Annotated in this window: 10 protein-coding genes; 1 reads left to right on the top strand and 9 read right to left on the bottom strand. The window is 62.9% G+C overall.

What is annotated here, in order from left to right; all coding sequences use genetic code 11:
• Nucleotides 1-11: 11 nt before the first annotated feature.
• The 8 genes from ACQR13_RS00050 to ACQR13_RS00015 all read right to left on the bottom strand — a co-directional run bounded on the left by ACQR13_RS00050 (nucleotide 12) and on the right by ACQR13_RS00015 (nucleotide 8394).
• A complete protein-coding gene (locus ACQR13_RS00050; RefSeq protein ID WP_434862477.1) occupies nucleotides 12-980 on the bottom strand; it encodes a zinc-binding dehydrogenase in 969 nt (322 codons plus the stop codon).
• A 137-nt stretch (nucleotides 981-1117) separates the two neighbouring features.
• The gene (locus ACQR13_RS00045; protein ID WP_015665845.1) at nucleotides 1118-1537 is read right to left on the bottom strand and encodes a CBS domain-containing protein; all 420 of its coding nucleotides are present in this window, start codon (nucleotides 1535-1537) and stop codon (nucleotides 1118-1120) included.
• 228 nt (nucleotides 1538-1765) lie between these two features.
• On the bottom strand, nucleotides 1766-3085 hold the full coding sequence (gene oxlT, locus ACQR13_RS00040) for an oxalate/formate MFS antiporter (protein ID WP_315716168.1): 1320 nt from the start codon (nucleotides 3083-3085) through the stop codon (nucleotides 1766-1768).
• Nucleotides 3086-3328: 243 nt separating this feature from the next.
• On the bottom strand, nucleotides 3329-4615 hold the full coding sequence (oxlT, locus tag ACQR13_RS00035) for an oxalate/formate MFS antiporter (RefSeq protein ID WP_315716169.1): 1287 nt from the start codon (nucleotides 4613-4615) through the stop codon (nucleotides 3329-3331).
• A gap of 208 nt (nucleotides 4616-4823) precedes the next feature.
• Nucleotides 4824-6323 (bottom strand): tripartite tricarboxylate transporter permease, encoded by a 1500-nt coding sequence (locus tag ACQR13_RS00030; protein ID WP_315753031.1) that lies wholly within the window; start codon nucleotides 6321-6323, stop codon nucleotides 4824-4826.
• Between the two features lie 41 nt (nucleotides 6324-6364).
• Nucleotides 6365-6859, bottom strand: coding sequence for a tripartite tricarboxylate transporter TctB family protein (locus ACQR13_RS00025; protein WP_315753030.1), 495 nt, complete (start codon nucleotides 6857-6859; stop codon nucleotides 6365-6367).
• Nucleotides 6860-6868: 9 nt separating this feature from the next.
• Nucleotides 6869-7867 (bottom strand): Bug family tripartite tricarboxylate transporter substrate binding protein, encoded by a 999-nt coding sequence (locus tag ACQR13_RS00020; RefSeq protein ID WP_315753029.1) that lies wholly within the window; start codon nucleotides 7865-7867, stop codon nucleotides 6869-6871.
• Between the two features lie 389 nt (nucleotides 7868-8256).
• The gene (locus tag ACQR13_RS00015) at nucleotides 8257-8394 is read right to left on the bottom strand and encodes a hypothetical protein (RefSeq protein WP_315716173.1); all 138 of its coding nucleotides are present in this window, start codon (nucleotides 8392-8394) and stop codon (nucleotides 8257-8259) included.
• Nucleotides 8395-8876: 482 nt separating this feature from the next.
• On the opposite strand from ACQR13_RS00015, the gene ACQR13_RS00010 reads away from it, so the two are divergent.
• Complete coding sequence (locus ACQR13_RS00010) at nucleotides 8877-9353, top strand: peptidoglycan-binding domain-containing protein (RefSeq protein WP_315753028.1); 477 nt, start codon at nucleotides 8877-8879, stop codon at nucleotides 9351-9353.
• A gap of 306 nt (nucleotides 9354-9659) precedes the next feature.
• Here ACQR13_RS00010 and ACQR13_RS00005 read toward each other — a convergent pair whose 3' ends face one another.
• Nucleotides 9660-11456 (bottom strand): sensor histidine kinase, encoded by a 1797-nt coding sequence (locus ACQR13_RS00005; RefSeq protein WP_434862476.1) that lies wholly within the window; start codon nucleotides 11454-11456, stop codon nucleotides 9660-9662.
• Nucleotides 11457-11892: the final 436 nt, after the last annotated feature.

The raw sequence follows: 11892 nt of genomic DNA, 5'->3' as shown, positions 1-11892 counted from the left end.
GAAGGTTGCGTTCACAAGGTCACCACGATCTTGCCGAGATGCTTGTTCGCCTCCATGTGGGCGAACGCCGCGCCAATGTCGTCGAAGGCGAAGACGCGGTCGATCGGCAGCCGCAGCGTGCGCTGCGCGACCGCGCCCCAGATGTCCTTCTTCACTTCGTCGAAGATCGTACGGATCTCCTCGATCGAACGGGTGCGGAAGGTGACGCCGACATAGGTGATGCGGCGCGCCGCGTGCAGGTCGAAGTTGAAGTCGGCATGGGTGCCGCCGAGCCGGCCGACATTGACGATGCGGCCGAGGACCTTGGTCGCGGCGAGGTTCTGATTGGCGACCTTGCCGGACACCTGGTCGATGATCAGATCGACGCCCTCGCTGTTGGTCGCCTGCAGCACCTGATCGACCCAGGCGGGATCGCTGGAGTCGATGGCGAGATCGGCGCCGAACTCCTTGAGCCGTCCGCGGCGCATCGCATCGGTCGAGGAGCCCACCACCAGCGAGGCGCCCTTGAGCTTGGCGATCTGCATCGCCATCAGGCCGACGCCGGAGCTCGCACCCTGCACCAGCACGCGCTGGCCCGGCTGCAAAGCGCCGTTGGTGACGACGGCGTTGTGCATCGTGGTCAACGCGATCGGCAGCGTGGCGGCCTCGTCGAAATTCATGTTCGACGGCGCGTGGAACAGACGGCCGTGGTCGGCGAGAGTGTATTCGGCGAACGCCGCGCTGCCCGAGCCCATCACCTTGTCGCCGATCTTCACGCCCCTGGCGTCGGGACCGAGCTCGGCGACCTCGCCGGCCCATTCCATGCCGAGCACCGTGCCGACGCCGCCGGCGGCGCCATGCACATGCCCCTTCGTCATGCCGAGATCGGCGCGATTGAGGCCGCAGGCGCGCACGCGGACCAGGACCTGCGTGCCCTTCGGCGTGGGCTTGGCGATATCGGTGATCGCGGCGCCCTGGGCGCCGTAGACATAGGCTTTCATCGCGAGGAATCCTATCGGTCAGAATGAGCGGCGACCTTACTGTGCTGCTGTTCTCAGCGCACCGCCTAACAGGCGGCGCGCTGCTCCGACAAGACTCCCTGGGGGATGAACCGGTTCCGCTGACCGGGCTGGACGCGTCAGGCGGCGACGGGAGCTTCCGCTTCGTCGAAGGCGCTGGAGACGTCGCGCATGCTGATGACGCCGGCGAGCGCGAAGTCGACGATGACCGGGAGGTGGCGGATGTGATGCACGTTCATCAGATGCCGCACGTGCTCGAGCGTGTCCTCAGTGCTGCAGGAGATCAGCCGCTGCGGCGAGATCAACTGCGAGACCTTCATGGTGACGCCGGCGGCGCCGTGCTCGGCGATGGCGCGCACCACGTCGCGCTCGGTGAACATGCCGGCGGCGGTGTTGCCTTCCGTGCGGACGACGTCCTTCACGACGAGGGCGCTGACATTGCTGGCGCGCATCAACTGCGCCGCGACGCCGACGGTCTCATTCATTCGCACCGTGATCACGCGCGCCGTCTTGTTGCGCAGGATGTCTCCGACTTTCATGGCACCCTCCCGTTTGTTGTCTTGAACAGAAGGAAGTCTGGTATACGTTATGCCAGAAGTCAATTGGGATCTTGATGTTTTCTGGGCAGATGTCTGGAAAATAAGGTCAGCGATGCTGTCAAATGTATGCTCGGATTGGCATCTGGCATGCACGGCGCGCCAAAAGAAAAAAAGAAAAGGAGGCGCATGGGGATGCGCCTCCTGCAGTCGCGGGAAGAAGCGGGTGATTTACGCCGTGGTGCGAACGTCCTGCGCCGCAGGCTGGGTGACCGCCGCCTCCTTGCCGAGGATGAAGGCGCGGCGCAGCGGCTTGATCACGAACAGCGCCATCAGCGCCGCCGTCGCGTTCAGCGCAACGCCGATCACGAACACGGCCTGCCAGCCATACTTGGCGGAGACGAGGCTCGCGAGCGGGACCAGGAGCGAGGCGGTGCCCTTCGCGGTGTAGAGCATGCCGTTGTTGGTCGCGGCATATTTGCTGCCGAACGTATCGCCCGAGGTCGCCGGGAACAGGCTGTAGATCTCGCCGAACACGCCGAAATAGACCGCGGTCGCGAGCACGAACACGATCGGGTTGTGGCCGTAATTCGCCAGCGTCAGCAGCATCAAAGCGGCGGTGCCGAAGGCGATGAACATGGTGTGCTCGCGGCCGATCGTATCCGAGATCCAGCCGAACACCGGACGGCCGAAGCCGTCGAAGATTCGATCGAGCGAGATCGCAAACGTCAGTGCCGCCATCTGGAAGCCGGCGAGCGACACCGGCTCGTTGGCGATCTTGAAGTCGTGCGCGATCGGGGCGATCTGGGCTGCGGTCATCAGGCCGCCGGAGGCCACCATCACGAACACCAGATACATGATCCAGAAGATCGGCGTGCGCAGCACCTGCGGCGGCGTGTAGTCGATCTTGCTCTGCGGCAGGTTGAGCTGCTTCTTGCGCGCAGGCGCGGCGTGGGTCGGCGGCCGCAGGAAGATCGCGAGCACGAACACGATCAGGCCCTGGCCGATGCCGAAGGTGAAGAAGGCGCTCTGATAGCCGCTCGAGGCGATCATGCTGGCGATCGGCACGACGGTGAGCGCGGCGCCCGCGCCGAAGCCGGCGGCGGTGGCGCCGGCGGCGAGGCCGCGGCGGTCGGGAAACCATTTCAGCGCATTGCCGACGCAGGTGCCGTAGACCGCACCGGCGCCGATGCCGCCGATGACGGCGCCGGCGTAGAGCAGGGTGAGCGAGTCGGCGTAGGAGTTCAGCACCCATGCCAGCGAGATCATGACGGCACCGAACATGATGACGAGGCGCGGGCCGTATTTGTCGACGAACCAGGCCTCGACCGGCACGAGCCAGGTTTCGGTGACGACGAAGATCGTGAAGGCCAGTTGGATCGCCGTGCGACCCCAGTGAAACTTCGCGTCGATCGGATCGACGAACAGTGTCCAGCCATATTGCAGGTTGGCGATCATCGCCATGCAGATGATGCCCATCGCGAGCTGGAGCCAGCGGAAGCCGCTGGACTGTGCCTGGACAGGCGGTGTCGCCTCTGTGCTGGAAACCATGTGTCCTCCCTAACGCGCTCTCTTGGAGGATGCCGCTGCGAGCGCGCTCCTCATCTGCGCACGAAGTCATTCTGGTATAATATATTCCAGTCTGCAATATGGCCTGCGACACAGGGTGCGACATGTTGCTTTGCAACGAGACCGAAATCGTCCGCCAAGCAAAAGAAAACGCTCGGCAAAATGCCGAGCGTCGTCAATCTGGAAGCGTTCTTTTTTATTTTTGTTGCAGCGCGAAGGGGCGCGTCAGAGCGTCGATTTCTGCACCACGACCCTCCGCCAGGGCTTGAGCACCGCGATCGCGAGGATCGATGCCAGGATGTTGGCGCCGGCCGCGATGATGAAGACGCGGTCCCAATTGCCTGACGACTGCTGCATGTAGTTCGCGATCGGCACCAGCAGCGCTGCCGTGCCCTTGGCGGTGTACAGCAGGCCGGCATTGGTGGTGGCGAACTTGGTGCCGAACGTGTCGGTGCAGGTCGAGGGGAACAGCGAGTAGATCTCGCCCCAGGCGAAGAACACGAAGCCGGACAGGATCACGAACCACACCGGATCGTGGCCCAGCATGTACAGCGCCCAGATGCCGATGCCTTCCATGCCGAAGGCGATGAACATCGTGTTCTCGCGGCCGATCATGTCCGAGATCCAGCCGAAGAACGGACGCGTCAGGCCGTTCAGAACGCGGTCGATGGTCGCTGCGAACGTCACCGCCGTCATGGTCATGCCGATCAGCGTCACCGGAATGTTGTCGACCTTCCAGTCGCCGGCGATCGGCTTGAGGTTGGCCGTCACCATCAGGCCGCCGGCGCCGACGATCACGAACATGAAGTACATCAGCCAGAAGATCGGCTGACGGATCACTTCGGTCGGGTTGTAGTTGCGGCGGCTCTGGACGAGGTTGGTGTTCTGAGTGACCGCGGGCACCTGGCCTTCCTTGGGCGCGAACAGGAAGAAGGCGAGGATGACGATGATGATGCCCTGGCCGAGACCGAAATACAGGAAGGTGGTCTGGAAGCCGGAGTCGCGGATCATGGCCTGGATCGGCGCGACGGTGAGCGCCGAGCCGGCGCCGAAGCCGGCCGCGGTGATGCCGGCCGCGAGGCCGCGCTTGTCGGGAAACCATTTCAGCGCGTTGCCGACGCAGGTGCCGTAGACGCCGCCGGCGCCGATGCCCGCGATGATCATGCCGAGATAGTAGCCGTTGAGCGAGGTGGCGTAGGCGTTGATCATCCAGCCGATCGCGCAGAGCACGCCGCCGACGAGCACGACGATGCGCGGGCCGTATTTGTCGACGAACCAGCCCTCGACCGGCACGAGCCAGGTTTCGAACAGCACGAACAGGGTGAAGGCCCACTGGATCGACGCGCGATCCCAGCCGAAGGTCTTGGCGATATCCGGGACGAAGAAGGTCCAGCCATATTGATAGTTGGCGATCATCACCATCGCCAGGACGCCAACCGCGAGCTGCGTCCAGCGATAGGCGTCGCTTACTCTTGCAGATGCGGGCGCCCCCGCGTGAGCCAAGTCCGTCATGTTTCCTCCAGGCTGTCTATTCTTGTCCTAACAGCTATGCGGAGTTTGGTATATGATATGCCAATAAACAAGCGGATTCATCGAGCCCGTGCCCGCTGCTAGGCCAGCGATCGATGAAAAAAGCCTGCAGAAGCAAGGCAAATCGTTGCAGCGACAATACGACGCAGCAGAGGATATTTGTAGTTCAACTATCGGAGCAAGGGCGAGTTTATGTGGCGAGCGCCCGCAACCGGTTGTAGCCCTGCTGGATCGCCGACCAGAACAGCGCGATCAACCCGAGTGCCATGATGGTGCCGACCAGCCCGTTGGAGAAGAAGATCGCGAGCGATCCCTGGGATCCCAGCAGTGACTGCCGGAAGGCCTCCTCGGCCTTGTCGCCGAGCACGATGGCGAGCACCAGCGGCGCGAGCGGATAGCCGCACTTCTTGAACAGATAGCCGAGCACGCCGAACACCAGCATCAGCACCACGTCGAACGTGCTCGAGTGCACCGAATAGGCGCCGATGGCACAGAGCACGAGGATGAGCGGTGCGATGATGCTGAAGGGAATGCGCAGGATCGCCGCGAAGACCGGAACGCAGGTCAGCACGACGAGCAGGCCGGCGAGGTTGCCGAGATACATCGAGGCGATCAGGCCCCAGACGAATTCCTTCTGCTCGACGAACAGCATCGGGCCGGGCTGCAGGCCCCAGATCAAGAGGCCGCCGAGCAGCACCGCCGCCGTGGGGGAGCCGGGCACGCCGAGCGACAGCATCGGCAGCAGCGCCGCCGTGCCTGCCGCATGGGCTGCCGTCTCCGGAGCGACGACGCCTTCGATCTCGCCATGGCCGAAATTCTTGCCGCGCTTGGAAAGGCGCTTGGCGATGCCGTAGCTCATGAACGAGGCCGGCGTGGCGCCGGCGGGGGTGATGCCCATCCAGCAGCCGATCAGGCAGGAGCGCAGCGACGTGACCCAATAGGCCGGCATCTCCTTCCAGGTGTGCAGCACGACACGCAGATTGATCTGCGCATTGCCGCCGCGGAAACTCAGGCCTTCCTCCATCGTGAGCAGGATCTCGCCGATGCCGAACAGCCCGATCACGGCGATCAGGAAGTCGAAGCCGTTGAGCAGTTCAGTGACGCCGAAGGTGAGGCGGAGCTGGCCGGTGATGGAATCCAGGCCGACAGCCGCGAGTGCGAAGCCGATCATCATCGCCGCAATCGTCTTGAAGGGTGGCTCCTTGCTCAGGCCGACGAAGCTGCAGAAGGCGAGAAAATAGACGGCGAATTTCTCGGCCGGGCCGAACTGAAGCGCGAAGCCAGCGACCAGCGGCGCGATCAGCGTGATCATGATGACCGCGAACAGCGCGCCGACGAAGGACGAGGTGAACGCTGCCGTGAGCGCCTCGCCCGCCTTGCCCTGCTGCGCCATCGGGTAGCCGTCGAAGGTGGTGGCGACCGACCATGGTTCGCCGGGGATGTTGAACAGGATCGAGGTGATGGCGCCGCCGAACAGCGCGCCCCAATAGATGCAGGACAGCATGATGATCGCCGAGGTCGGCGGCATGCTGAAGGTCAGCGGCAGCAGGATCGCGACGCCGTTGGCGCCGCCCAGTCCCGGCAGCACGCCGATGATCACCCCGAGCACGATGCCGAGGATCATCACCATGATGTTGAACGGTTGGAGGGCGACTGCGAAGCCGTGAAACAGATTGGCGAGTTCTTCCATGCCAGCTTGGTCCTGCAACCCTCAGCGGATGAGTTTTCTTGTTAGAGTCCGAGCCAATCCTCGATCGGCCCCTTGGGGAGGGGGACCATGAACCAGCGCTCGAAGATCAGATAGGTCACGACCGGCATGCCGATCGCGACCGCTTCCACCGTGAGCCAGCCATATTTGCCGAGCCACCGCATGAACCAGGCGATGAAGATCATGGACGCGAGGTAGAGGCCAATGAAGGGCAGGGCGCCGACATAGATCGCCGTCGGCACCACCACGCTCATGACCTGGCGGAGCTGGCCCCATTCGGCGAAGACGCGGCCGTCGTCCTCGCGCAGCGTGTTGCGGACATTCATCGCGCTGGCCGCGACGATGAGCAGGCCGACATAGAACGGAAAGAATCCAGCCCGCGGCCCCTCAGCGCCCCAATTGATTCCCGCCTTCACGCTGCCGATGATCACGATGATCCCGAACAGCGCGATGGCGAGCGTGACGCCGGCCTCGACCGCCTTGTGGCTGGGGCCGGCCGATCCACCGTGACTTCTCATGCGAGCCGCTCAGTTCGAGGCCAGGAAGCCGGCTTCCTTCATCAGGAGCTCGTGCCGCTTCTCTTCGGTCTCGACCCATTTGGCGTAGTCCGCACCGGTCATGAAGGTGGTGTTGAAGGCGCCGGTCTTCATGAACTCCTGCCATTCCGGCGTCTCTCGCACCTTCCTGAACAGGTCGACGTAGTATTCGATCTGGTCCTTGGTGGCCCGCGGCGACATGAAGATGCCGCGCAGCATCAGATATTCGATGTCGAGCCCCTGCGACTTGCAGGTCGGGATGTCCTTCCAGGCCTTGCCGTCGGTGATCGGCTCGTCAAAGCCCATCGGCTTGTCGTCGAACACGCAGAGCGGCCTGACCTTGCCGCCGCGCCACTGCGCCACCGCTTCGATCGGATTGTTGACGGTGGAATCGATGTGGTTGCCGACCAGTTGGACGGCCACTTCGCCACCGCCCTTGTAGGGGATGTAGGTGAACTTCGCGCCGGTCGCCTTCTCCATGGCTACCGTGATGATCTGGTCTTCCTGCTTCGAGCCGGTGCCGCCCATCTTGAGGGTGCCGCCGGCCTGCTTGACCGCATCGACGTAGTCCTTGGCGGTGGTGTAGGGCTTCTCGGCATTGACCCAGAGCACGAACTCGTCGAGCGCCAGCATCGCGACGGGAGTGAGGTCCTTCCAGTTGAACGGAATGCCGGTCGCGAGCGGCGTCGTGAACAGGTTCGACAGCGTGATGATGATCTTGTGGGGATTGCCGGCCGACGCCTTGACGTCGAGGAAGCCTTCGCCGCCGGCGCCACCGGACTTGTTGATCACGACCAGCGGCTGCTTCATCAGGTTGTGCTTGGTGACGATGCCCTGGATCGTCCGGGCCATCTGATCGGCACCGCCGCCGGTGCCAGCCGGAACGATGAACTCGACCGGCCGGACAGGCTCCCATCCCGCCAGAGCCGGGATATGCCCTGCCATCAGGGCGATGCCAGCCATAACGGCCACGCGCACGGAACGCTTCATCGACGCTTTCTCCCCTTCATTCCCGAGAGCGCACGGCTTCTTCCGGCCGCTGTGCCCAATCGAACCACCGACCTGTCGAGCCCGCCGGTGTCATCCCCACCGTGACCAGCTTCAGGCCGTCGCCAGCCCCGGACTTCCTTGCCATGCCCATGCAGCCAAAAGTTGTGTTGGCAGCCGGGATCAGGCAGCAAGAGGAGCATCCGCAGCAAATCGACCGATTTGATTTTGGTATGAAGAGGTGACCGACCGCAATTGAGGAGATCGGGTGGGACGCCCACGGGGCCAATATGTCGCAGGTCGCGTGGGGGTCGCAAAAGCAAAAGCCCCGGAGATCCGGGGCTCTTGGTTGGGCTTCGAGGGTTGCCTGCGCGCGCGAAGCGCGCCGAGCCTCAGAGGCCGAAATAGGGCAGGTCGCCGTTGCGGTTGGCGGCGCGGGCGCTGGTCATCAGCACGCGGTCGAGGGTCGCCAGCAGGCGGCCGAACAGCGACACGGGCTGGACGAGGGGGAGGGCGACGGTCTTGGCCATGGTTTGTCTCCTTCAGTGAGGCGGTATGACGTTCTGACTGAGGAGAATTTACGTATACCAGATGCCAGATACAACGGATTATATTGCATGGCGGTATGAGCGTTTTGCGATGCAGCAGGAATGTGACGATTTGGATTTTCAATCGAAATTTGACTTCGCATGCAGAAAGAGCCGCCCAATGGGGAGCTCTGAGCAGTTGAAGGGTAATTAGATACGCATTCGCGGCTATGCGACGGCTTGCCTGCCCCGGCTGGCTCGCCCACGACGATCCGGGATCGCGGCCACTGCTGGACACCTCCCAGGTGCGCTCCGATCGCGTGCTCCGCGTGCAACGCGAGGGAACAATGGCGCGGGGCCAGGGAACCGTGCCGCCCGGGCCGCAGTTACCCTGCAATCGCACGGAGCGGCATGACCGGATGTTGATCGTTCAGTTCGGCGCGCTGTATCTCTTCTAGAAACGTATCATCGGCGAAGGAAAGGCCATGCGCGCCTTGATCCTGGCACTGTCCCTCCTAGCGATCGCCGGAAGCGCGCAGGTCGCTCACGCTGGTCTGAGCAGCACACCTCGTGAAGCGTCGGCACCCGCCGATACCGTGATCGCTGCCCAGGACGCCAATCAGCAGGCCGAGAACCAGATCGGCCTCACCAAGGCGAAGCGTCGCGCGGTGCAACGAGGGCTGACCAGGCTCGGGTTCGGCACCAAGATCAACGGGACGTTCGACGAACAGACCCGCGCCGCCCTCGCCCATTGGCAGGAGGAGCGCGGCTACCCCACGACCGGCTTCCTCAATGCCGCCCAGCACAAGGTCCTGATGGACGCGGCCGCCGAGGCTGCCAAATCCGACCGCCAAGCCCGTCGCAGCACGGGACGCGCGCGACATCAGCGCAATGTCGGAGGTCCCATCGGCGCGATCGGCGGTGCGATGCACCGCGTGGTGGGCGGAATTTTCGGCAGGTAAGCGTTCAACCTCGAAAGAGCTGGAGGACGGCCATCGCAACCTGGCACGTTGTAGGACGGTTGTGACCACGATTCGCCGGGCGAACTCATGTTACCAGAGCATGCGCATGGCGGCGTGGATGTCGGGGGATGAAGCAGATCGGATCAACTTGCTTTGACCACTACGAGTCCTCCCACCCCTTGCGGGATGCGGCCTGGCCGGCCGCCGGATACGAAGAGGCTGTCGCATCTTCGGCAGATGTCTGCTGTGGCTCTCAACGACACCGTCGCAATCAATGACCTCTGGGCCCGAAATGGGCCAAGCACGTCACTTCACGTCGCCCAGGTCGGCGGCCCGGCCGAGCCGAGAGTCACCGCTATCAGTCGTTGCGTCGTTGCGCGCACGCGGCAGATAGATCGTGACCGTGGTTCCCTTGCGGAGCTCACTCTCGATCACCGCGACACCGCCGCATTGTTTGGCAAATCTATAAACGCTGGCGAGACCGAGCCCGGTGCCTTTGCCCGGCTCTTTGGTCGTGAACAAGGGCTCGAATGCAACCGCGAGGATTTCAGGCGGCATGCCCGGGCCCGTGTCGGAAACCGCGACTGCCACGTAATCGCCCGAGAGATTGTCGTGCTCGCTGTGCAGCGTCCTATTCATCGTCGATATTTGCACGGTGCCTTCCGCGGTCATGGCATCGCGCGCATTGACGACCAGGTTGATGATCGCCATCTCCAGTTGGGTTGCGTCGCCGCGTACGGGCCAAGCCTCCGATGCGAGGTTGAAGATCAGCTTGCCGATTGTGCCCAGCGACTGCTCCAGCACTCCCTCCATGGCAAGGATCGCCTGATTGATGTCGATGATCGTCACTGCCGACGGCTCTTGGCGTGCGAAGGCCATAAGGGAGCGGACGAGCTGCTGGCCCCGTTTGGCACTAGCCAGGGCATTATTGATACGCAATCGCGAGCGGGGATCATCGATCCGCTCCTCGAGCATATCCAAGTTTCCTAGGATCGGGGTGAGCAGATTTCCGAAATCGTGGGCGATGGTGGCGGCCATCTGGCCAATCGCTTCCAGCTTCTGTGATCGCCGGAGCGACTCCTCGATTTGCGCTTTTTGGTGCTGCGCCTCGTCGCGCTCGACCTCGCGCTGGTTGATCAATTGGGAAGCCGTTGTCAGAGCGTGACCTAGCTCGTTCACCTCCCGAATTTCGACCGTCGGGACATCAATCTTCCTGGACAGTCCCAGCGCAAGCGCCGGGGTCGTCATCGCGCGGATCGAGCGGACGATTCGCCTGCTGATACTTGCCGCCAACAACGCACCGAGCAACAGCACGAGGACCGCGGTAGCGCTCTGGATCATCAGTGCCCATCGCAGATTCGTCGTATAGACGCTCTTGGGAACGCCGAATGCGATCATCCAGCCCGTGATCGACGACCGGTGGTATCCGCCGATGACTGCGATACCTTCCAGCGTCGGGGTCTCGTAGATGCCCTCCTGCGCCCTCGACGTCTGGCGTTGGAATTCAGGCGTTCCCTGCTGGCCGATGAACAGTTCCGGATCTTTGGTCCGGGCGACGATAGTCCCGCCGGTGTCGAGGATCGCCACGATCCAGCCCTCCGGTATCTTCTGCCGCTCCAAGATTACGGCAACATTCGCGGGAAGAATGCCCATCACAAGCGCATACGCGACCTTCCCGTCCCGAAACACGGGCACACCGACGGCGATTTGAGGCTGTCTCGATGTGGCTCCGATATAAAAATCGGAAATCGCAGGTCGGCCGGACTCGAAGATGGTGCGGACCAGGCCTGGGATGCTGGTTCTGGGCAACGGCTGACCGTAGGGGACCATCGTGCTGACCAGGAGTTGTCCGGCCGCGTCCGCGATGACAATTACATTGCCTGTCAGCCACTGCAGCAGTTCGCGCGAGTGCTCGTGAAAGGCGGCAAGATCACCGGACTGCAGGTAGGGTGACTTTGCAAGCACCCGCAAGCTCGACTGGACGCTGAGCAGCTCGCGGTCGACCGCCTGCATCAGCGCGCGTGTTGTGGCCACGGTATTGCGTTCTGCATTGTCGCGTGCCGCAATATACGAGTCGGTGATCAGGTAGCCGGCGACCAGCATTGCCGGAACCGTGCAGACCACGAGGAGCAACCCCAACCAGAACCGAATGGATCGACCACGGTTTTCGACAGGAGGTACGCGCCTGGACATGAACTCTTCACCGATAGAGTTTTGGAAAGAACCTCGCGACAGCCCACCATGCAAAACCCTATGAGCCTAAGGCGGGTTCTATTTGATTTGAGTCAAACGCCTACGATGAGAACCCGGGCCAACGCCCCGCCTCCAGGTATGGGATCGGGAATTTTCGCCGCCTCATGCCTGCCCTCAAGCTGAGGGGAGACCATCGTGTCGGTTCAAAGCAGAACTCTGGAAGGGGCCTTCGCTACTACAATGTGGGATGCTAGCGAAATGTCTCAGATGGGTCTTGGTCGTGTAAAAACGGCCTTGCGGACGTCCGTCCTGACCACGAGGACGCGGGCGTTTCTCAGGCTGTGAT

It is taken from the genome of Bradyrhizobium sp. HKCCYLRH3059 (assembly GCF_051168035.1).
GTDB lineage: Bacteria > Pseudomonadota > Alphaproteobacteria > Rhizobiales > Xanthobacteraceae > Bradyrhizobium.
Note: the sequence above shows the minus strand (reverse complement) of the source record. Positions and strands in the feature narration are given on the sequence as shown.

Coding starts and splice junctions, on each gene's coding strand:
- ACQR13_RS00050 (WP_434862477.1), bottom strand. CDS start 980: ATGAAAGCCTATGTCTACGGCGCCCAGGGCGCCGCGATCACCGATATC.
- ACQR13_RS00045 (WP_015665845.1), bottom strand. CDS start 1,537: ATGAAAGTCGGAGACATCCTGCGCAACAAGACGGCGCGCGTGATCACG.
- oxlT (WP_315716168.1), bottom strand. CDS start 3,085: ATGGTTTCCAGCACAGAGGCGACACCGCCTGTCCAGGCACAGTCCAGC.
- oxlT (WP_315716169.1), bottom strand. CDS start 4,615: ATGACGGACTTGGCTCACGCGGGGGCGCCCGCATCTGCAAGAGTAAGC.
- ACQR13_RS00030 (WP_315753031.1), bottom strand. CDS start 6,323: ATGGAAGAACTCGCCAATCTGTTTCACGGCTTCGCAGTCGCCCTCCAA.
- ACQR13_RS00025 (WP_315753030.1), bottom strand. CDS start 6,859: ATGAGAAGTCACGGTGGATCGGCCGGCCCCAGCCACAAGGCGGTCGAG.
- ACQR13_RS00020 (WP_315753029.1), bottom strand. CDS start 7,867: ATGAAGCGTTCCGTGCGCGTGGCCGTTATGGCTGGCATCGCCCTGATG.
- ACQR13_RS00015 (WP_315716173.1), bottom strand. CDS start 8,394: ATGGCCAAGACCGTCGCCCTCCCCCTCGTCCAGCCCGTGTCGCTGTTC.
- ACQR13_RS00010 (WP_315753028.1), top strand. CDS start 8,877: ATGCGCGCCTTGATCCTGGCACTGTCCCTCCTAGCGATCGCCGGAAGC.
- ACQR13_RS00005 (WP_434862476.1), bottom strand. CDS start 11,456: ATGCTGGTCGCCGGCTACCTGATCACCGACTCGTATATTGCGGCACGC.